Raw genomic sequence first — 20,872 nt, forward strand, 5'->3', positions numbered from 1 at the left:
TCGGGTAGTTATCTGAACCTATTGAATCGAACACTGAGGTAATTATGAAACACGCGTTTCCCTGGCGAATCGGGTTTGATATTGGCGGTACGTTTACCGACCTGGTGCTGCTGAATGATATCACCGGCTATGCGCTGCGCCATAAAACGCTGACCACGCCGCATGATCCGTCGGAAGGAGCTTATACCGGCCTGACGCAACTGGTGGAAATGGCGGGACTGCAAACCGGCGACATTCACACCATCACCCACGGCACCACCCTGGCCATTAACGCGTTGTTGGAGCGGCGCGGAGCGAAAACCGCGTTCGTGGTGACCAAAGGCTTCCGCGATGTGCTGGTGCTTGGGCGGGAATACCGTTACGACATTTACGATCTGAACGGCGCACCGGCGGCGCCGCTGTTGCCGCGTTCACAGTCATATGAAATCAACGAACGCGTTACCAGCCGGGGAGCGGTCGTCACACCGTTGGATGAGCAGGAGATCGTGATGCTGGCGGCAGAGCTGAAAGCGCAGAGCTATGAGGCGGTGGCGGTGCTGTGTATGCACGCTTACGCCTGGCCTGAGCATGAGATCCGTATTGAAGCGTTGTTGGCGCGGGAATTGCCGGGCGTATCCATCTCGGTGTCGCATAAGGTGTCGCGCGAGATCCGCGAATACGATCGCGGCGTGCTGACGGCGATGAACGCCTTTGTTCAGCCGAAAGCCCGCAACTATATGGCGCGGTTGGAAAACAAGCTGCGTGAAGGAGGATTTACCTGCGACTGGCTGGTAATGGGTTCCAATGGCGGGTTGATGGCGCCCAAAGTGGCGGCGGAGTACCCGACGCGTATTATCGAATCCGGCCCGGCGGGCGGGATTGTCGCCACCGCCGCTTTTGCGCGCAAGGCCGATTTGAAGCAGGTGCTGGCTTTCGATATGGGCGGCACAACGGCCAAAGCCTGTGTAGTGCGCAACGGTGAACCGGCGATCACCACGGATTATGAAGTTGGCCGTGCAGACCGCTTGCTGAAAGGCAGCGGCCTGCCGGTCAAGCTGCCGGTAGTGGACATGATTGAGATTGGCGCCGGTGGCGGCAGTATTGCCCGCGTGGACACGCTCGGCCTGCTGGAAATCGGCCCGGAAAGCGCCAGCGCCTACCCCGGCCCGGCTTGCTACGGACGCGGCGGCGAGCTGCCCACCGTCACCGACGCTAACCTGGTGCTGGGCCTGCTCGACCCGGACGCCTTTCTTGGCGGGCGCATGGCATTGGATGTGGAAGCCGCACGTCAGGCCATACGCCGCGTGGCCGAACCGTTGGGCCTGAGCGTGGAAGACGCCGCCTGGGGCATTCACGAAGTCGCTAACCATAAGATGGCGGAAGCGCTACGTACCCATGCGGTGGAGAAGAACGTTAGTCCGGCGCAGATGACCATGCTGGCGTTCGGCGGCGCCGGTCCCAGCCACGCCTGGTCGCTGGCCAAACTGTTGGACGTAAAACGGGTGTTTTTCCCCAACGGCGCCGGTGTTTATTCCGCTTTTGGTCTGCTCACCGCGCCGCCAAGCGCCGATTTCGTGCGCGCCGAGCGCTGCCGCCTGCAACCGGGAATCGACTTTGAGGCGATTAACGCGCTGTTTGCCGAAGGGTTAGACGAAGCCTTCACCACGCTGGCGGCGGCGAATGCCGATCCGGCGACCGCCACGGCGCAACGGCTGGCGGATGTGCGTTATGTCGGACAAGGCTCCGAACTGACTATCACGCCGCCGGATACATTTTTCTCTCAGGGAGACGTGCAATCGCTGATCGATGCCTTTGAGGCGGCGCACATGGCGCGTTTCGGTCGCACCTTGCCGGGGCTGGGCGTGGAAGTGGTGAACTGGCGTGGCCGGGTGCAGACCACGCCGCCACGCCTGAATACCTCCGCCAAACAGGCACCGGAACCTGAAGCGCACGAGAAACGGCTGAAGGTTTATCTGGGGCGCGAACAAGGGTTCGGCGAATGCCGGGTGGTGCCGCGCAGCCTGCTTGAAACGGGGCGGAAAATCGACGGGCCGGCGCTGTTACAGGAAAAAGAGTGTGCGATTTATGTCGGGCCGGGTGCGGTCGCCCATCTCGACGAACAAGGCAATATTCTGATGGAGTTAAACTGATGACCAACCCGACGCAAGATAATCTGAGCTTTCTCGACGACCCCATCAGTCTGCGTATTACCTGGGATCGGTTGGTCAGCATTTCGGAAGAGGCGGCCACCACGCTGGTCAACATGGCTTTCTCCAGCATCATACGTGAGGTGGGCGACTACTCCTGTTTACTGATGGACGCGAAAGGCAATTCGCTGGCGCAACCGAAAACCAGCGTCCCGGTTTTTATCGGCACGTTGCCCGCCACTGTGCGCCACCTGCTGGCGAAGTACCCGGCGGAAACGCTTAAGCCGGGCGACAGCCTGATCACCAATGATCCCTGGCTTGGCACCGGTCATCTGAATGACGTCACCATCGTCACTCCGGTGTTCCGCAGTGGCCGACTGGTGGCGTTCACCGGTTCGGCGGCGCATATGTCGGATATTGGCGGTTCGCTGAATATGGGCTCCTCACGTGATATGTACGAGGAAGGCTTTCTCATTCCCCCCAGCAAGCTGATGATCGCCGGTCAGGTAAACCAGCAGTTGATGGATCTGCTGCTGGCGAATGTGCGTGCGCCGGATCAGGTGGAAGGCGATCTGCACGCGATGCTGGCCGCCAACCAGATCGGCGCAGACGGCTTGTTGAACCTGATGAACGACCTGCGCCTCAGTTCGGTGGAACCGCTGGCGGAAAAAATTCACGCCCTGACCGATAACGCGATGCGCAAGGCTATTGAGGCGGTGCCGGATGGCCGCTATGAGGCCACCGTCGATATCGGTGACTACGAAGGCGACATCCATCTGCATGTGGCGGTCATCGTCAACGGCAGCAGTATCGTGATCGACTATACCGGTTCTTCCGCTGAATCGATGTTCGGCAGCAACTGCCCGATGTCGTTTACCTATGCCTACAGCGTATATCCGCTCAAATGCCTGCTGGAGCCGCATCTGCCGAATAATGAAGGTTGTTTCCGCGCCATCCGGGTGACCGCGCCGGAAGGCTCTATCGCCAACGCCCGCCCGCCACGTGCCGTGGAAATGCGCAACCGCGTCGGCCATATGGCCCATGCCGCCATCTTTAGCGCGTTGTCGGAAGTCATGCCGGAGCGGGTGATGGGCCACTCTGGAAGCGCCCCGGTGACCTGCGACGTTTTCGCCGGGCAGTTCAATGACGGCCACCGCTTTGTCGAAAGTTTATGCGTCAACGGCGGCACCGGCGCCCGTCCTGCCGCAGACGGTATTGTCACCGGGTTCCCCGGCAACATGTCCTCCACGCCGATTGAGCTGATCGAATCCACCACGCCTCTGCTTTTTTTGGAAAAAGCGATTGTGCCGGATTCCGGCGGCGCGGGCCGCTATCGCGGCGGTGTAGCGCAGCGCATGGTGATCCGCAATACCAGCAACTATCCGCTGTCGCACAGCATGTTTTATTCCCGCCAGAAACACCCGGCTGAAGGGGTTCTGGGCGGCAAAGCCGGCGCGCCGAATTTTATCGCCCTCAATGGACGGCAATTGGAAAAGCCCGTGGGTCGCCATGATGTGATGCCCGGTGGTGAAGTCACCATTCAGATGCCCGGCGGCGGCGGCAAGATGCCGACAACTGAGCGGGCTAAAGCCGACATCCTGTTCGACCTTAGAGAAGGCTATATCACCAAAGAAGGGGCGCTGCGTGATTACGGCGTCGGTGCGGAAGAACTGTTGAGGAATTGAATATGAACGCATTACAAGGAAAGATAGCAATTGTCACTGGCGCTGGCACCGGCATTGGTAAAAGCTCGGCCCAATTACTGGCGGCACGCGGCGCGCATGTAGTGCTGGTGGGGCGCCGCCAGTCGGTGTTGGAAGCGGTGGCTTGGGAGATCCGTCAACAGGACGGACAGGCATCGGCCTACGCCGCCCACATCGAAAACAAGGCTGAAGTTGAAGCGCTGGTCGGTTGGGTCAGGCGCGAACTGGGGGCCGTCGATATTCTGGTGAACAATGCCGGCAGCGCCAGCAAAACCCTGAACGCACGTTGGGTCCCGGAAGAAGAGTGGGAGCAAGTGCAGAACGTCAACCTGAAAGCGGTATTTCTGCTGACGCAGGCGGTGCTGCCGGACATGCTGGCGCGCAACAACGGCACCATCATCACCGTATCGTCGCTGGCGGCGCTACGCCCAAATCTGCTGGGGGGGGCGGCCTATGGCGCGGCGAAAGCCGGGGTACGCAACTTTATGACCTATCTGCACAACACATTCCGCAATGACGGCATTCGCGCCACCTGTATTCTGCCCGGCGAGGTGAATACGCCGATCATGGACAGCCGCGCCAATCCGCCGCTGCAAAGTGTACGCGACAGCATGGTGCAACCGGAGGACGTGGCCGAGGCCGTGTTGCTGTGCGCCGCGCTGCCGTCCCGCACTGTGATTGAAGAACTGATAGTGGCGCCCACTCATCAGCGCGACATTTCCGGCGATTTGGATGTCAGCCGCTGGAAAAACGCCCCGCCGGAGTGCTGTGACGAACGGACGGAATCTCTCTGAATTCTGAGCATCAATTAACGAAAAAGGTGAAGCATGTTTTCCTCTGTCTCTCAATTTAAAGCGGCGGAAGCCGTTCTGCGTATCGAACGCACCTCGTTGCGCGTACAACAGCCGGCGTCCAGCGGCGATATGATCTCGCTGGCGATGGGCGAACCCGACTTTGATACGCCGCCACGCATCGTACAGGCCGCCGCCGACGCGTTGAAAAACGGCTTTACCCATTATGCGCCGCTGCTGGGTGATAAACAGTTGTGTCAGGCGCTGGCGGATCATATTTCCGCTCAGTCCGGCTATGCGGTAAAAGCGGGCGAAGTATTGGTGACGCACGGCGGCACCGCCGGACTGTCGGCGGCGATCTTATCGATGGTCAATCCTGGCGATCGAGTGGTGATCCCCGATCCTACCTATTCGCTGTATGCGGATCTGGTTAATATGGCGGGCGGCGTTTGCGTGCCGATGCCCTGTAAGGCCGATCTCCACTGGGATCTGGCACGGTTGGACAACGTACTGGAAGAAGCCCGGCTGTTTGTCTTCTGCAACCCGGGTAATCCCACCGGTATCGTGCATACCCGTGAAGAGATTGAAACGCTGGGCAAACTGGTCAATAAACACAATACATTGGTTATCGCCGACGAGGCATACAGCGATCTGGTGTTCAATGGCGAGCCGTTCACCTCGGTGTTGGCGTTGCCGACGTTCCGCGGGCGCACCCTGTACTGCCAGACGTTCTCGAAAAGCTATGCCATGACCGGCTGGCGCGTCGGCTATCTGGCCGGTAGCGCCGGAATGATCGCCGCCGCCGCCAGGGTGCATAATAGCGTCAATGGCTCGGTGAACAGCGCGGTTCAGCGAGCGGCGCTGGTGGCGCTCAAAGAGTGTAAAGATGACGTCAAACGTATGTATGATATTTACCGTGAACGCCGTGTATTAATGATAGAGGGGCTGAGGGACATCCCCGGTCTGACGCTCAATGAGCCGGAAGGCGCGTTCTATTGCTTCCCGTCTTACGAAATGCCGATTCCATCCATCGACATGGTTGCCCTGCTGCGCGAACAGGGTATCGCCGTGCGGCCAGGCAGTGAATTCGGCGCGGCGGGCGAAGGGCACTTGCGTCTTTCTTACGCGGCCAGCAAAGAGGCTATCGTTGAAGGTATCAAACGCCTGAAACAGGGGTTGGCGATGCTGCGGTAACCCTGCCTGATGACAATAACCAACGGATAAGGATCATGATGAGGAAACCCCTGCGCAGTGACACCGAGAGAAACCGTAAGAACCTGATTCAGGCGGCGGCAAAACTATTTGAAGTGGCGGAAGGGCCGATCAGCATGACGGAAATCGCCAATGAGGCTGGCGTTTCGGTGGCGACGGCGTATCGGCAATTCGCTTCGGTTGAGGAAGTGCTGAACACCTATCGTCACGACGTCGGCGCGTTGTTGCTTGAATACAGCCAGAAACAGTCCGGCAGCGGCCTGGAGCGGCTGGATAGCATCAGCCGCTACTGGATCAAACTGGTGCGTCAGCGCGGTGCGGCGATGGTGCCGATGCGTAACCGCCGGGGATATCTGGAACGCCTGTGGGAAGGGGCGGAATACCTGCTGGTGCAAGCCAATGCCGTACGGCCCGCGCTGCGTGACGCTATGGAAGAGATGGATCTGCCGGATATCGGCGATAAGGCGGTATTTCTGTGGAATATTCTGTTTGACCCGCGTGAAATTTTCGATCTGATTGACACCGTGGGCCTGACCGAAAAGCAGGTGGGCACGCAACTAATGTCGGTACTGGTCGGTGGCCTGCGCGGTTTTGCCACGGCCAATTCGTTTTCTCTCGACGACTGTCGGGTGAAATAACGCCTTAGCCGCCTGCGGGAGGATTGCGTTCGTTAGCTGGAAAAAGCACAACAGCATTATCGCCATCATTGTGTTTCGTACCGTCCGCCGTTGGCGGTATGTTCTCTTTTTATGAGTAAATATCGTGCCATTAAAACATCTGCTGTTGATTATATTCATCGTCGCTTGTTGGGCGTTCAATGCCGTGGCGATCAAGATGGGGGTGAGTGAGATCCCGCCGCTATTTATGACGTTACTGCGTTTTATCGTCGTGGCTGCGCTGGTGGTGCCTTTCACCCGTATTCGCCGGGCGCAGTTGCCGGTGCTGTGTTGTCTGGCATTTACCTTTGGTTTTATGCATTTTTCATTGTTGTTTCTAGGGGTGACCTACACCGATGCCGGTACGGCAGCCGTTATTGTGCAGTTGGGAACGCCTCTGGCCATGATATTGGCGGCTATCTGCTATCATGAAAGGCTGAATGCAAGGCAAATGAGCGGTATTGTGCTGTCGTTGGCAGGGCTGGCGGTGCTTTGCGGCAGTCCGACGCTCAACAGTTGGCTGGGGGGATTAATCCTGCTGATTAGCGCATTGGGATGGGCTGTCACCAATGTTATCGTGCGCCGGGTTTCGGCTATCCATCCCGTGACGATGGCGGGATGGATGTCGCTGTTGGCGATCCCGATAGTCGGGATAATGTCATGGCTGTTTGAGTCGCATCAGTTGACCGCCATGACCCACGCCAGTTGGCGCGGATGGTTTGCCGTGCTATATAGCGCCATCGTATGCTCCGTCGTGGCTTATTCATTGTGGTATGGCTTACTCCGGCAATATCCTGTCAACCAGATTATTCCCTGGTCATTACTTAGCCCGGTTTTTGCCTTGCTGATGGGGGCCGTAGTATTGGGCGACAGTCTGAATCCGTGGAAAGTAACGGGCGCGGCAATCGTCGTCGGCGGCACGTTTATCGCCCTATATAGTAAACATCAACTTACTGCGGCTAAAAAATTAAACTGATGTCATTATCTATCATCAGCGTTTTTTTGGTGGCTTTGCCTGTCGTCGCAGCGGATATACCTCTCACTAAACTTAAAGAAAGACCTGATATTAATATTAGTAATCAAGATTAGGCCCGTAATAAGTTTTTTCCGGCGTCATAATAAGGTTTACATAATGGGTACAATCGTCTTCATCAGCTCCTTGACTAACATGTAACCTGACTGCCGAAATGTTGTACTCGTTACTAAGGCTAAGTAAGTTTTGTTCTGTGACGAGGCTACTTTCATCTTCATCTTCCAGAGCACACCCCCCGACAAGTTGGATATCAATATTTGTTTTTCCGCCCATTTTTTTTATTGAATTAATTAAATGATCTATCGCTTCATTGGCATCTTCAAGGCCTGAGTAATGATAGATGCCCATTACCATGTTTCCTGATTCATTCTTACTCCTTCCGCATATTGCAACACAAGGGCCAAGTGCTTTGGTGCCGATACTGTTGTAATGTTGCGTGGTAGTCGCCATGCATTCATCCATGTCGACATCCAATACACGTCCTGAGTTAGGTACGCTCGTGCGATTTGTTGCTTCGATGCCACCCGCGTTGAATAATGAACGATAGGTTTGTTCCAATATGCGGTATGGGCGCATATTGATGTTTGATGACGACCTTTCCTGGTTACCAGCCGTAGGACGTGCCATTTGCGCCAGGCTCAGTTGGCGTTCATGGTCGGTCGCGGTATTAACAACACGAGAGGGTAATGATTGTGGATGATTCGTTACGTTGGAGGAAGAGGCAACATCTTGGTATTCAGAATGGCTTAACATTCCAGAGTTCGTTGCTTCCTGGTCGCTAAGATCTTGATAGTGAGTTTGCCAGTTATTTGGATAGATATTATTCATTATGTGCATATTTTTTCTATTCTCATTCAATTTGTTGATGTTTATTTATTCAATCTTTAGCATGATTAATTTTTTTACAGACATTCTGTGGCGACTTACGGTTTATTTGTGGTGTATTAAGGATGGAGTTCCCTATTCTTTTATTTTTCAGATTAAAGGGAAAATTTGGCATTGTTGGATAAATGAGATTTAGTACACAATGTGCCTTTTCGGGCTATGGCACGCAACGCGAACGCTGATCGGCATACCTAATGTCATTTTATTCAGCGCCTTCATCGGCACCGCACCGCACCGGAACGAAAATGTGAGTTGTTATCGATGGTCGGCCGAAGTTGGGTTTGGCTGCCCCTGCAGGAGCAGGGGCTTTGTATTCACCTTCCGATAGCGTGCGTTTGCATCGGACGGGGGAGGGAAGAGGCCGCAGAGACGGCGTAATGAACGCAGTTTGCTAACGATCTGGACGGCGTATTTATTTCACCTGCATTCCAGGTTTAGCCCCGGAGTCCGGGCTGAGGAGGAAGATGTCGTTTCCACCGGGGCCAGCGGCCATCACCATACCTTCTGAAACGCCAAAGCGCATTTTGCGCGGAGCCAGGTTTGCCACCATTACGGTCAGCCGACCTTCCAGCACGGAAGGATCCGGGTAAGCCGTTCGGATGCCGGAGAAGACCTGACGGGTTTCGCCGCCCAGATCCAACGTCAGGCGCAGCAGCTTATCGGAACCGTCAACCCGTTCAGCCTGTTTGATCTGGGCGATACGCATATCCACTTTATCAAAGTCATCAAAGCTGATGGTTTCCTGTACCGGGTTATCCGCCAGCGGGCCGGATACGGTTTTTGCGGTCGCCATATCTTCTTTCGACGCATTCACCATGGCCGTGACTTTATCCAGATCGATGCGGTTGAATAGCGCCTTAAAGGTATTCACCTGATGATTCAGCAAAGGCGCGGTAATCTCATCCCACTTCAGCTCCTGATTCAGAAACGTTTCGGCACGTTGCGCCAATGCAGGCAACACCGGCTTCAGATAGGTCATCAACACACGGAACAGATTGATGCCCATTGAGCAGATGGCTTGCAGGTCGGCATCGCGCCCTTCCTCTTTTGCCACTACCCACGGCGCCTTTTCATCCACGTAGCGGTTGGCCACATCGGCCAGCGCCATCACTTCACGGATCGCTCTGCCTGACTCGCGCTGGCTGTAGGCTTCGGCAATGCTTTCTGCCGCATCGGTAAAGGTTTGGTACAGTTTCGCATCAGCCAGCTTATCGGCCAGCTTGCCGCCGAAACGCTTACTGATAAAACCGGCATTACGGGACGCCAGATTGACCAGTTTGTTAACAATATCGGCATTCACGCGCTGGACAAAGTCTTCCAGATTAAGGTCGATGTCATCAATACGGGAAGAGAGCTTGGCCGCGTAGTAATAACGCAGGCAGTCTGCATCCAGATGTTGCAGATAGGTGCTGGCCTTGATAAATGTGCCACGTGATTTTGACATCTTGGCGCCGTTGACCGTTACGTAACCGTGTACAAACAGGTTGGTGGGTTTGCGGAAGTTACTGCCTTCCAGCATTGCCGGCCAGAACAGGCTGTGAAAATAGACAATGTCTTTGCCGATAAAATGATACAGATCGGTGGTGGAACCCTTACGCCAGAACTCATCGAAATCAAGATCGCTACGTTTATCACACAGATTTTTAAATGAGCCCATATAACCAATCGGCGCGTCCAGCCAGACATAGAAATATTTACCTGGCGCATCCGGCACTTCAAAACCGAAGTAAGGCGCATCGCGGGAGATATCCCACTGCTGCAAGCCGGCATCGAACCACTCCTGCATTTTATTGGCAACCTGCTCCTGCAACGCACCTGAACGTGTCCAGGCCTGCAACATGCCGCTGAATGCCGGTAAATCAAAGAAGAAATGTTCTGAGTCGCGCATCACCGGCGTGGCGCCGGAAACGGCTGACTTCGGATCGATCAGATCCGTTGGGCTGTACGTCGCGCCACAGACTTCACAATTATCGCCATATTGATCGGTCGCTTTACATTTCGGGCAGGTGCCCTTAACGAAACGGTCCGGCAGGAACATGCCTTTTTCCGGATCGTAAAGCTGGGAGATGGTGCGATTTTTAATAAAGCCGTTCTCTTTGAGGCGACGGTAAATCAGCCCGGACAGCTCACGGTTTTCTTCACTGTGCGTGGAGTGATAATTGTCATAGCTGATGTTGAAACCCGCGAAATCCTGCTGATGCTCCTGACTCATCGCCGCAATCATCTGCTCGGGCGCGATCCCCATCTGCTGGGCTTTCAGCATGATTGGCGTGCCGTGGGCGTCGTCTGCACAGATAAAGTGAACCTGGTTGCCGCGCATTCGCTGGAAACGAACCCAGATATCCGCCTGAATGTGTTCAAGCATATGACCGAGGTGGATCGAACCGTTAGCGTAAGGCAGCGCGCACGTTACCAATATTTTCTTTGCGACTTGAGTCATAAGGAACTTGCTTTCTTTTGATGATAGAGGGAAGCCGATGTTAACCGATAGCGCCTTAGCGCGTAAACCGCTGCCTTATGCAAACCGGTTTGAAGACCAAACCGTTGTGGCTATTTTGCGAAGCGTTACGGGGTTTTTTATCGCTGATGACGCCAGCCGTATGTCCTTCTGGTATGCTATAACGGTTTTTTATCGGTTAAATAACGAGAATTTCAAGGAGCCGGAATGAACCCTAATCTCCCCGATCAGCGTCCGGAAGCACTGCGTGCTATGGTTACCGGGGTACTCTCGTCTTTTCAGCACCCGACGTTGAAAAATAACCTGACGACCCTGAATGCGCTGCATCACTGTGCGCTGCTGGATGATGTGTTGCATATTGAATTGACCATGCCCTTTGCCTGGCTTGGTGGTCTGGAAGCATTAAAAGAAGCGATGAGTGATGAGCTGCTGCGCCTGTCTGGCGCGGCGGCGGTAGAGTGGCGTTTAACGCACAGTATCGCCACGTTGCGCCGGGTGAACGATCAGGCCGGGGTGAAAGGCGTGAAGAATATTATTGCGGTCAGCTCCGGCAAAGGCGGCGTCGGCAAGTCCAGTACTGCGGTGAATATGGCGCTGGCGCTGGCGGCGGAAGGGGGCAATGTCGGTATTCTGGATGCCGATATCTATGGGCCGTCGATTCCCACCATGCTTGGGGCGGCGAGCGAACGCCCGACCTCGCCGGACGGTCAGCATATGGCGCCGATTATGGCGCACGGACTGGCAACCAATTCGATTGGTTATCTGGTCACCGATGATAACGCTATGGTGTGGCGCGGGCCGATGGCCAGTAAGGCGCTGCTGCAACTGCTGCAGGACACCCTCTGGCCGGATCTGGATTATCTGGTGCTGGACATGCCGCCGGGAACCGGGGATATCCAGCTTACGCTGGCGCAGAGTATTCCTGTCACCGGTGCGGTAGTGGTGACTACGCCGCAGGATATCGCGCTGATGGATGCCATGAAAGGCATTGCCATGTTCGAGAAGGTCAGCGTGCCGGTTCTGGGCATCGTAGAAAACATGAGCGTGCATATTTGTAGTCATTGCGGCCATCTGGAACCGATTTTCGGGGCAGGCGGAGCGCAGAAACTGGCGGAAAAATACCATTGCGCGCTGTTGGGGCAACTGCCGCTGCATATTTCGCTGCGCGAAGATCTGGATCGTGGCGAACCGACGGTGGTCAGTCATCCTGACAGCGAATTTACCTCATTGTATCGTGAGCTGGCCGGGCAGGTTGCCGCACAGCTTTACTGGCAGGGGGAGGTGATTCCGACCGAAATCGCTTTCCGCGCCTTGTAATCGGCCACAAGATAATCGGTTACTCGTCCCATCCCTGGGGGCCTTTAGGGTCGCCGCAATCGGCGTTCAAAACACCGGGAGTGTTTTTGGCGCGGAAATGACGGAGGGACAGCCGTAATAACAAAGAGATAGCACAGATCGGGGAGCGGCGTATTCCGGCTGGCCAGCGTGAAATGGAAACGCTGGCATGAATAGCGCTAACTCCCTATAATTGCCGCGTCACGGCACCCATTGGTGTATCCCTCTCTTTTTTTATGTTAATCAGGTCGTTAATACCATGACTGATAAATCTCATCAGTGTGTCATCATCGGGATAGCGGGTGCATCTGCTTCCGGTAAAAGTCTTATTTCCAGCACACTGTACCGTGAATTGCGTGACCAGGTTGGTGACGAGCATATTGGTGTGATACCCGAAGACAGTTACTACAAAGATCAACGTCACCTGACGATGGAAGAGCGGGTCAAGACGAATTACGATCACCCCAACGCAATGGATCACAGCCTGTTGCTGACGCATCTTAAAATGTTAAAAGCGGGTCAGGCGATAGAACTTCCCTTGTACAGCTATGTTGAACATACCCGTAAGCAGGAAACGGTGCACCTTGAGCCAAAGAAGGTCATTATTCTGGAAGGCATTCTGCTGCTGACGGAAGCCCGTCTGCGTGATGAGATGAATTTTTCCATTTTTGTTGATACGCCACTGGATATCTGCCTGATGCGCCGGATGCGGCGCGATGTTAACGAACGTGGCCGTTCAATGGATTCTGTTATGGAGCAGTATCAGAAAACGGTACGTCCGATGTTCCTGCAATTCATTGAGCCATCAAAACAATATGCCGATATTATCGTGCCACGCGGCGGGAAAAACCGGATTGCGATTGATATTCTGAAAGCCAAGATAAGCCAGTTCTTTGAATAATCTTATTGGGTTTTTTTTACCCAATACCGATGTTGAGTGGAGAAAAAAATGAGACTGTGTGATCGTGATATCGAGGTCTGGTTGGATGATGGCCGGTTGGTCATTACACCCCGTCCGCCAACAGAAAGAATTAATGGCGCGACCGTTGATGTTCGTTTAGGGAATCAGTTCCGGGTTTTCAGAGGGCACACTGCGGCCTTTATCGATTTAAGTGGCCCGAAAGATGAAGTCAGCGCGGCGTTGGATCGCGTGATGAGTGATGAAATCAACCTGCCGGAAGGCGAAGCCTTCTTTCTGCACCCAGGAGAACTGGCGCTGGCGGTAACGCTGGAGTCAGTAACATTGCCGGATAATCTGGTTGGCTGGCTTGACGGACGTTCCTCCCTGGCGCGTTTAGGGTTGATGGTTCACGTGACAGCACACCGTATCGATCCAGGTTGGCAAGGAAGAATTGTGCTGGAGTTCTATAATTCAGGTAAGTTGCCGTTGGCATTGCGTCCCGGCATGATGATTGGCGCGCTGAGTTTTGAACCGCTTTCCGGTCCGGCTGCCCGCCCTTATAACCGCCGTCAGGATGCCAAATATAAAGACCAGCAAGGTGCTGTGGCAAGCCGGATCGACGAAGACTGATTGATTGCGGTAAGGCGAATAACAATGAGGATGGCATGAGAAGATTTCTGACAACACTGGCAATTTTGCTTGTTGTGCTGGTTGCAGGAATGACGGCGCTGGTCATGCTGGTTAATCCCAATGATTTTCGCGCTTACATGGTTAGGCAAGTCGAGGAGCGAAGCGGCTATCAGCTACGGCTGGATGGTGATCTGCGCTGGCATGTCTGGCCGCAACTCAGTATTTTGTCTGGCGGTATGTCGCTAAACGCACCAGGCTCAACCGCACCGCTGGTCAGCGCGGAAAACATGCGTCTGGATGTTAAACTTTGGCCGCTTCTTTCTCATAAACTCGCGGTTAAGCAAGTCATGCTGAAAGGCGCGGTCATTCGGCTGACGCCGGAAAGCGAAGTTAAACAAACCACTGATGCCCCCATCGCCCCGCCAGGATCACCGGCCCCCGCTGAAGAGCGAGGCTGGCAGTTGGATATTGATAAATTAAAGATCGCAGACAGTTTGCTGATTCTGCAACGTAACGACAATGAACAGATAAACGTCCGCGATATTAATTTATTGATGCAGCAGGATGGTAATCGTCAGGTGAGTATTGAACTGTCCAGTCGCGTCAATCGCGATCAGCGGGACATTGTTTTTTCTCTGTCAGCTGACATGGATACGCTGCATTTTCCGCAGCAGGTAAATGTGAATATTGAGAAGTTGGATTACCAGATTCAGGGAGCGGATATTCCAGCCGGTGGCATTATTGGCAAGGGCAGTTTGCAAGCCAGTTATCAGCAACGGCCGGAAAAAATCACCGTAAGCCATTTGGCGTTGAGTGCCAATGAGAGCCAACTGACGGGAAGCGGTAGTGCTACGCTTGGCGATATTCCGGCCTATGTGGTGGATTTGAAATCTGACAAACTCGATTTGGATTCGCTGCTCGGTATCAATACGGCGGAACGTGGTTCTTTAGCCGCTCAGGTTAAAGCTGGGAAACCGGTCATCTCCGCAGAAGAAAGGATGCTAAACAACGGTGAGGGCGGCTTGGGGGGATTTACGGCGCGTTTGTCATTGCAGGCTGAAACGTTGTTCTATCGCGGGCTTAATATTAACCAGTTTACTATTCAGGCTACCAATCAGCAGGGGCTGCTGGATATTACCACGTTAAGCGGCAAACTGGGCGACGGGCGTTTTTCTCTGCCCGGAAAGAGAGATGTCAATGCCTCTCCTGCTATTACTTTTCAGCCTGAAATCCACGATGTCGAGATTTCTCAACTGACGGCAGCGTTTGCCTTGCCTGAAAACCTGAGCGGTAAGTTCTCTATGACCGGTAAGTTCGGCGGTAACGCCTTTACTCAGCCAGCCATGACGCAGCAGTGGCAGGGGGAAGCGGCACTGAACGCCACCAACCTGCGTTTGCAGGGGTTGAATATTCAACAGATGGTGCAGATGGCTGTTGTGCGCAGTAACAATAGTGTACGAGGGCAGGAACGCTACGAACACTATACCGAAGTTCGGCAATTAACCGGAAACATTCAGTTGAATGCGGGCAAGCTGCGGATAAGTGATCTAATCGGTAGCTCTGAATTACTGACGCTTACTGGCGCCGGGCAGATTGACCTGCTCGTCAGAACCTGTGATACCAATTTGAACGTGTGGATTACCAATGGTTGGCAGGGTGATGCGCAGTTGATTGAGGTGCTGAAAAATACCGCGATACCGTTACGGATTTATGGTTCATGGGACAAGTTGAATTATCAGTTGCAAGTGGAGCAGCTATTGCGTAAGCGCTTGCAGAGCGAAATGAAAAAGCGTTTAAACGAATGGGCTGATAAAAATCAACAAAAGCAGGAAGGTAAGGATTTAAAACGCTTTCTTGACCAGTAGCCTGGGAATCAAAAAGATAAATCATCTTGATACCAGGCCGGGATTTTCTTGATATTGAAACGATCTGAACGTTTATTATCATCAGACCTCAAAATCAGACGGCTGATCGTTATCTGGTGTGATCAGCACCTTCATAATGCGATGGCTTTCTACCGTTAAGATTGTGAACTGGTAACCATCAAAAGATAACGTATCTCCGGCCTGTGGGATCCGTTGCGAGTGCTCCATCAGTAAGCCTGCCAGCGTATAGTATTCCCGCTTTTCATCCAGCGTGAGAGGTATATGCATGGTCAAATCTTCCAGAGGAATATAGCCGTTTGCTGTCCAACTGCCGTCCTCATTCTGCTGAATATCATGGCGGGCGTCCAGCTCCTCGCCTGCCAGTGGCAGGTTGCCAGCAATGGTTTCCATCACATCGCTTAATGTGACAATACCTTCCACCGAACCAAACTCATCAACGACAAACGCAACATGGGTCTGTGCTTCCCTGAATTGCTCAAGGGCCAGTAACAGAGAAAGCTGTTCGGGAAAAACCAGGGGCTGACGAACCAGAATACGCAGGTCAAAAGGTTCATGGTTTAGCTGTTGCTGTAACAGATCGGTGACATTCACAATTCCCAATAGCTCATCAGAGATCCCACTGTCGATAGTGACCAGCCGGGTATGCTGATTGGTTTTTAATATTTGCGCTAATTCGGCCTGCGAGATATTCAGTTCAACCGGGTCAATGTCATGACGGGAGGTCATAATACTGCTGATGGTTCGCTGTGCCATACCAAGAACGCGTTCTATCATGCGGCGCTCCTGCTGGTTGAAAACTTCCTGACCGGTGTGCGCATTATCCGCAATCATTGATGATGTTTGGTTGTCCAGTTCAGCCTCATCATGATTTCCCCGCAAAATACGCAGAACGACTTCAGCGGTGCGTTGACGCAAGGGAATGGAAGAGGAAAGAAAACGTCGGCGGTTAAATTGTGATACCTGATTCAACAACTCAATGAGTACCGAAAAGCCAATCGCAGCGTACAGATAACCTTTGGGAATATGATAACCAAACGCATCCGCGACCAGACTGAAACCAATCATCAACAGAAAGCTTAGACATAAAATAACAATGGTCGGATGCTCGTTGACAAAGCGAGTTAGCGGTTTGCTGGCTAGTAGCATCAGGAAGATGGCAATCGTCACCGCAGACATCATCACTAATAAGTGGTCTGTCATGCCGACGGCGGTGATAACTGAATCGAGCGAGAAAATGGCATCCAGCACGACGATTTGCGCAACTACGGGCCAAAAACGTGCGCCTTTACGCTGTGCTTGCTGTTCTTGATCTTTGCCTTCCAACCGCTCGTTGAGTTCCATCGTTGCTTTAAACAGCAGGAACATGCCGCCAATCAGCATAATGACGTCACGTGCGCTGAATGAATGTCCGAGCAGAGCGAAAAGGGGGGTAGTCAGGGATGCGAGCCAGGAAATCGACGATAACAACATCAGCCGCATTACCAGTGCCAGTAGCAGACCAACCACTCTGGCTTTATCTCTTTGTTGTTTAGGTAATTTTTCAGCCAGAATGGCAATAAAGACGAGATTGTCGATTCCCAGCACCAGTTCCAGTACGACGAGTGTGGCCAAACCAGCCCATATCGTTGGATCTGCGATCCACTCCATACCTGTTATTTCACCTTTATCTGAATATGACGTTTGCTAGCGTATCAGGGCAAACGCAGATGAACCAGAATTTGTGGGTATTTGTAGCAGTTAATAAAAACTGTTGTAAGCGAGTGGTGATTAAACAACTTATTTACGGATGAGACTCATTCAAACTATGCGAGTCCGCTGTAACGAATGATAGCTATAAAAACTGATTAAAAATCACGCTTATATATGATTTTTTAGCTTTATGACCATGTTACAGCGCGAAATGTTTGAAGTGTTGGCATACGGTGAATAGAATACGTCTGGATAGCTGTATATGATTACAGACTGTCATCTTTAATAAAATTCTTATTAAAACATACTGATTTTTACTCTTAAGTTGGTTTTTTATTCTAATGGAGGCCGCATAGTTATGGATGAACGTAGTCTTATTCCGAAAAACTCCTCTTAAAACATCTTATCCTTGTGCTCTGCAATTACTCGTCAATACTATGAGTGTGCAAAATTCAGTTTTTGTAGTAAAGATCACTTTTTTAACAAAAAAATGGTTGTTAATTTTTTGTTAGTTCTAGTTTAAGCCGGAGTAAACATAAAAAACGCCGGGCGCGTTTTTTAACGTTACGCAGTGTCGGCCCGCAGGGGGCGAGCAGGATAGCCCGCCATAAATATCACATAGTGAGTGTGATTGAAGATCCCAAAGTCTAAGCCAGCAGGATGGTGTTCCGTACTTCGACAGCGCATTGGTTGCTATAAGCCAAGGGCGGTAGCGTGTCTGATGCTACATACTCATAACGGTTGATGATGGTGCGAAAATGCAGGAATTTACGGTTATCTTTATAAGTGCATTCATTGCGCTTTTCTTGGCAAGAAAAGCGGCGATAAAAGTTGGGTTAGTGGACAAGCCCAATGCACGCAAACACCATCATGGACACATTCCGTATGTTGGCGGCATTTCTATCTACCTGGCGCTATGGATTTTGTATGCGTTCCATCCTGAATGGTTACCCGAATTCTCCGTCTATATGATCTGTGCCAGCGTGCTGCTGGTGGTTGGTGTACTGGATGATCGCTTTGATCTTCCCGTTTTCCCCCGTGTCGTCCTACAGGCTATGGTAGCGGTGCTGATGATGTATTTCGGCCTCCATCTGTCCACCCTGGGTAACATTTTCTTTGGTCATGAAGTCGCTTTAGGGCTGTTTGGCTATATTGTGACACTATTTGCCGTATGGGGAGCCATCAATGCTTTCAATATGGTAGACGGCATTGATGGCTTGCTAGGTTCACTGTCCACAGTGACTTTCGGAGCGCTGGCCGTGTTGTTCTGGCTGGGCGGCAAAACTGAGCTTGCCCAGTGGAGCCTGTGTCTGCTGATTGTGCTTATTCCTTATATTATGTTAAACCTTGGCATACCGCTGGGGCAGAAATTTAAAGTTTTTATGGGTGACGCAGGCAGCACACTGATAGGTTTTACCGTAATCTGGTTACTGATCCTGGCGACTCAGGGGGAAGAGGCGATTATTAACCCGGTAACCGCATTGTGGTTGATAGCCATTCCGCTGATGGATATGACGACTATTATGGTGCGACGCATTCTTCGTGGGCATAGTCCTTTCCGTCCTGATCGGGAACATCTGCACCATATTCTGATACGGGGCGGATTAAAACCTCGTCAGGCTTTGGTTGTAATCACCGGTTTTGCACTATTCTTAGCGGCGATTGCTATTGTTGCCGAGCGTGCAGGTGTGGCGGAATCTATAATGCTGAACGCGTTTATCGTCATGTTTGTTGGTTATTTCTGGTCGAACAGTCGCATATGTCACATTCTGACAGTAATTCGTAGGGGTAATCAGGGAGAAAATCAGGCTACACTGGTTGGCAAAGTAAGCGGATCACATGCATTAAATAAATGAATTACTAGTTTTTTTACACTCAAATTTATTGTATTAAGACAACTTTTATTCTCTATAATGAATGGTTTTTGTAGGGATTTGATACGTATATTATCATAACTTATTGAAAGTGATGGCATAAACAGGATGATAAACCATAAACTGAAGTTGATACCGCTAATGGTATCCACTGTCTTGCTGAGTGGCTGTACCATTGTTCCCGGTTCCCACCTTTCTACTAGCGGTAAAGAAGTTTTTAAGCAACAGGATGCTGATTTTGACATTGATAAACTGGTCAATGTCTATCCGCTGACCCCGTCTCTGGTGGATAAAATGCGCCCTAAACCGCTGGTGGCGCAGACCAATCCACAGCTTGATCAAGAATTGCAGCGCTACGAGTACCGTATCGGCATTGGCGATGTGATTATGGTTACCGTATGGGATCACCCGGAGTTAACCACCCCGGCGGGGACTTACCGTACCGCAGCGGATACCGGTAACTGGGTTCACTCTGATGGCACCATTTTCTATCCGTATATCGGCAAGGTAAAAGTTGTCGGTAAAACGGTGACGCAGGTGCGTGATGAGATTATGGGGCGCCTGGCCCAGTATATTGAATCCCCGCAGGTAGATGTCAGCATCGCCGCTTTCCGCTCGCAAAAAGCGTATGTGACGGGGGAAGTGACTACTTCAGGCCAGCAGGAAATTACCAATGTGCCGTTGACGGTGCTGGATGCGGTTAATAAAGCTGGCGGGTTAACGGAAAATGCCGACTGGCGCAATATTGTGCTGACCCATAACGGCAAAGAGCAGCTTATCTCCCTGCAGGCGCTGATGCAAAATGGCGATCTGTCGCAAAACCGTCTGCTGTATCCCGGCGATATTCTTTATATTCCCCGTAACGATGACCTGAAAGTGTTTGTGATGGGGGAAGTAACCAAACAGGCTACGCTGAAAATGGACCGCAGCGGTATGACGCTGACCGAGGCGTTGGGTAATGCCGAAGGAATATCTCAGTCTGTGTCCGATGCGAGCGGGATTTTTGTCATTCGCTCTTTACGCGGCACGGAGGGTAAAAAGCTGGCTAATATTTATCAGCTCAATATGGCTGATGCTACGGCAATGGTAATGGGCACGGAGTTTCATCTTCAGCCTTACGATATCGTTTATGTGACTACGGCGCCGCTGGCGCGCTGGAACCGAGTTATCAGCCAGATTGTACCGACCATCTCCGGCTTTAACGACTTGACCGAAGGCACATTGCGCATTCGTAACTGGCCATAGAGATAAATGATGTTTGATTCTATTTTAGTGGTTTGCGTGGGCAATATCTGCCGTTCCCCAACCGGGGAGCGGTTGCTAAAACAGGCATTACCCGCAAAACAGATTGCTTCGGCCGGATTAGGGGCCTTGGTAGGAAAACCGGCAGATGCCACTGCAACTGAAGTGGCAAGCCAGTATGGTCTTTCACTTGAAGGGCATAGCGCGCAACAACTCACCTCCGCTTTATGCCGTCAGTACGATCTGATTCTGGTGATGGAAAAAGGTCATATTGATGAGGTGTGCCGTATTGCCCCCGAGGTGCGCGGCAAAACCATGCTGTTCGGACACTGGTTGAATCAGCAGGAAATTGCCGACCCCTACCGCAAAAGCCGCGAAGCATTTGAATTCGTCTATTCGCAACTTGAGCAGTCTGCCCGGAAATGGGCGCAAGCATTAAGCCGTTAACCAG

Annotated in this window: 17 protein-coding genes; 14 read left to right on the forward strand and 3 right to left on the reverse strand. The window is 52.4% G+C overall.

What is annotated here, in order from left to right; all coding sequences use genetic code 11:
* Positions 1-44: 44 nt before the first annotated feature.
* The 6 genes from BIY29_RS06255 (at position 45) to BIY29_RS06280 (ending at position 7,464) form a co-directional block, all read left to right on the forward strand.
* On the forward strand, positions 45-2,129 hold the full coding sequence (locus tag BIY29_RS06255; protein WP_121574295.1) for a hydantoinase/oxoprolinase family protein: 2,085 nt from the start codon (positions 45-47) through the stop codon (positions 2,127-2,129).
* Positions 2,129-3,811 (forward strand): hydantoinase B/oxoprolinase family protein, encoded by a 1,683-nt coding sequence (locus BIY29_RS06260; RefSeq protein ID WP_121574296.1) that lies wholly within the window; start codon positions 2,129-2,131, stop codon positions 3,809-3,811. The genes BIY29_RS06255 and BIY29_RS06260 overlap by 1 nt, the downstream gene beginning before the upstream one ends.
* A 2-nt stretch (positions 3,812-3,813) precedes the next feature.
* Positions 3,814-4,623 (forward strand): SDR family oxidoreductase, encoded by an 810-nt coding sequence (locus tag BIY29_RS06265; protein WP_121574297.1) that lies wholly within the window; start codon positions 3,814-3,816, stop codon positions 4,621-4,623.
* 33 nt (positions 4,624-4,656) lie between these two features.
* On the forward strand, positions 4,657-5,814 hold the full coding sequence (locus BIY29_RS06270) for a pyridoxal phosphate-dependent aminotransferase (protein ID WP_121574298.1): 1,158 nt from the start codon (positions 4,657-4,659) through the stop codon (positions 5,812-5,814).
* A gap of 35 nt (positions 5,815-5,849) precedes the next feature.
* Positions 5,850-6,470 carry a TetR/AcrR family transcriptional regulator gene (locus BIY29_RS06275; protein ID WP_240629998.1) on the forward strand — a complete coding sequence of 207 codons (621 nt, stop codon included), beginning with the start codon at positions 5,850-5,852 and terminating at the stop codon, positions 6,468-6,470.
* A gap of 124 nt (positions 6,471-6,594) precedes the next feature.
* Entirely contained in the window at positions 6,595-7,464 is an 870-nt protein-coding gene (locus BIY29_RS06280) for a DMT family transporter (protein ID WP_121574300.1), read from the forward strand.
* A gap of 96 nt (positions 7,465-7,560) precedes the next feature.
* On the opposite strand, the gene xopAK is transcribed toward BIY29_RS06280, so the two are convergent.
* A complete protein-coding gene (gene xopAK / locus BIY29_RS20025) occupies positions 7,561-8,349 on the reverse strand; it encodes a XopAK family type III secretion system effector (RefSeq protein WP_147437142.1) in 789 nt (262 codons plus the stop codon).
* Between the two features lie 469 nt (positions 8,350-8,818).
* Complete coding sequence (gene metG / locus BIY29_RS06290; protein ID WP_121574302.1) at positions 8,819-10,846, reverse strand: methionine--tRNA ligase; 2,028 nt, start codon at positions 10,844-10,846, stop codon at positions 8,819-8,821.
* A gap of 37 nt (positions 10,847-10,883) precedes the next feature.
* Here metG and BIY29_RS06295 point away from each other — a divergent pair, with 37 nt between their 5' ends.
* The 5 genes from BIY29_RS06295 to asmA all read left to right on the forward strand — a co-directional run bounded on the left by BIY29_RS06295 (position 10,884) and on the right by asmA (position 15,595).
* Positions 10,884-11,075 (forward strand): hypothetical protein, encoded by a 192-nt coding sequence (locus BIY29_RS06295; RefSeq protein ID WP_121574303.1) that lies wholly within the window; start codon positions 10,884-10,886, stop codon positions 11,073-11,075.
* A complete protein-coding gene (apbC, locus tag BIY29_RS06300) occupies positions 11,072-12,181 on the forward strand; it encodes an iron-sulfur cluster carrier protein ApbC (protein WP_121574304.1) in 1,110 nt (369 codons plus the stop codon). Before BIY29_RS06295 ends, apbC begins: the two co-directional genes overlap by 4 nt.
* Before the next feature lie 277 nt (positions 12,182-12,458).
* Complete coding sequence (udk, locus tag BIY29_RS06305) at positions 12,459-13,100, forward strand: uridine kinase (RefSeq protein ID WP_121574305.1); 642 nt, start codon at positions 12,459-12,461, stop codon at positions 13,098-13,100.
* A 48-nt stretch (positions 13,101-13,148) separates the two neighbouring features.
* The gene (dcd, locus tag BIY29_RS06310; protein WP_121574306.1) at positions 13,149-13,730 is read left to right on the forward strand and encodes a dCTP deaminase; all 582 of its coding nucleotides are present in this window, start codon (positions 13,149-13,151) and stop codon (positions 13,728-13,730) included.
* Between the two features lie 35 nt (positions 13,731-13,765).
* Complete coding sequence (gene asmA / locus BIY29_RS06315) at positions 13,766-15,595, forward strand: outer membrane assembly protein AsmA (protein WP_121574307.1); 1,830 nt, start codon at positions 13,766-13,768, stop codon at positions 15,593-15,595.
* A gap of 81 nt (positions 15,596-15,676) precedes the next feature.
* On the opposite strand, the gene BIY29_RS06320 is transcribed toward asmA, so the two are convergent.
* The gene (locus BIY29_RS06320) at positions 15,677-17,263 is read right to left on the reverse strand and encodes a TerC family protein (RefSeq protein WP_121574308.1); all 1,587 of its coding nucleotides are present in this window, start codon (positions 17,261-17,263) and stop codon (positions 15,677-15,679) included.
* 800 nt (positions 17,264-18,063) lie between these two features.
* Between BIY29_RS06320 and wecA the strand changes: the two genes are divergently transcribed.
* The 3 genes from wecA to BIY29_RS06335 all read left to right on the forward strand — a co-directional run bounded on the left by wecA (position 18,064) and on the right by BIY29_RS06335 (position 20,868).
* Positions 18,064-19,161 carry a UDP-N-acetylglucosamine--undecaprenyl-phosphate N-acetylglucosaminephosphotransferase gene (gene wecA / locus BIY29_RS06325; protein WP_121574309.1) on the forward strand — a complete coding sequence of 366 codons (1,098 nt, stop codon included), beginning with the start codon at positions 18,064-18,066 and terminating at the stop codon, positions 19,159-19,161.
* Positions 19,162-19,287: 126 nt separating this feature from the next.
* Positions 19,288-20,424 (forward strand): polysaccharide export protein, encoded by a 1,137-nt coding sequence (locus BIY29_RS06330; protein WP_121574310.1) that lies wholly within the window; start codon positions 19,288-19,290, stop codon positions 20,422-20,424.
* 9 nt (positions 20,425-20,433) lie between these two features.
* Complete coding sequence (locus BIY29_RS06335) at positions 20,434-20,868, forward strand: arsenate reductase/protein-tyrosine-phosphatase family protein (RefSeq protein WP_121574319.1); 435 nt, start codon at positions 20,434-20,436, stop codon at positions 20,866-20,868.
* Positions 20,869-20,872 lie beyond the last annotated feature (4 nt).

The sequence above is a fragment of the Brenneria alni genome, from assembly GCF_003666245.1.
Classification (GTDB): Bacteria; Pseudomonadota; Gammaproteobacteria; order Enterobacterales; family Enterobacteriaceae; genus Brenneria; species Brenneria alni.

Bases quoted from the DNA above. Each gene is read 5' to 3' on its own strand.
- apbC (WP_121574304.1), top strand. From the start codon at position 11,072: ATGAACCCTAATCTCCCCGATCAGCGTCCGGAAGCACTGCGTGCTATG.
- BIY29_RS06270 (WP_121574298.1), top strand. From the start codon at position 4,657: ATGTTTTCCTCTGTCTCTCAATTTAAAGCGGCGGAAGCCGTTCTGCGT.
- BIY29_RS06295 (WP_121574303.1), top strand. From the start codon at position 10,884: ATGTTAACCGATAGCGCCTTAGCGCGTAAACCGCTGCCTTATGCAAAC.
- BIY29_RS06255 (WP_121574295.1), top strand. From the start codon at position 45: ATGAAACACGCGTTTCCCTGGCGAATCGGGTTTGATATTGGCGGTACG.
- xopAK (WP_147437142.1), bottom strand. From the start codon at position 8,349: ATGAATAATATCTATCCAAATAACTGGCAAACTCACTATCAAGATCTT.
- BIY29_RS06335 (WP_121574319.1), top strand. From the start codon at position 20,434: ATGTTTGATTCTATTTTAGTGGTTTGCGTGGGCAATATCTGCCGTTCC.
- wecA (WP_121574309.1), top strand. From the start codon at position 18,064: ATGCAGGAATTTACGGTTATCTTTATAAGTGCATTCATTGCGCTTTTC.
- BIY29_RS06320 (WP_121574308.1), bottom strand. From the start codon at position 17,263: ATGGAGTGGATCGCAGATCCAACGATATGGGCTGGTTTGGCCACACTC.
- metG (WP_121574302.1), bottom strand. From the start codon at position 10,846: ATGACTCAAGTCGCAAAGAAAATATTGGTAACGTGCGCGCTGCCTTAC.
- BIY29_RS06265 (WP_121574297.1), top strand. From the start codon at position 3,814: ATGAACGCATTACAAGGAAAGATAGCAATTGTCACTGGCGCTGGCACC.
- dcd (WP_121574306.1), top strand. From the start codon at position 13,149: ATGAGACTGTGTGATCGTGATATCGAGGTCTGGTTGGATGATGGCCGG.
- BIY29_RS06275 (WP_240629998.1), top strand. From the start codon at position 5,850: ATGATGAGGAAACCCCTGCGCAGTGACACCGAGAGAAACCGTAAGAAC.
- asmA (WP_121574307.1), top strand. From the start codon at position 13,766: ATGAGAAGATTTCTGACAACACTGGCAATTTTGCTTGTTGTGCTGGTT.
- BIY29_RS06330 (WP_121574310.1), top strand. From the start codon at position 19,288: ATGATAAACCATAAACTGAAGTTGATACCGCTAATGGTATCCACTGTC.
- udk (WP_121574305.1), top strand. From the start codon at position 12,459: ATGACTGATAAATCTCATCAGTGTGTCATCATCGGGATAGCGGGTGCA.
- BIY29_RS06260 (WP_121574296.1), top strand. From the start codon at position 2,129: ATGACCAACCCGACGCAAGATAATCTGAGCTTTCTCGACGACCCCATC.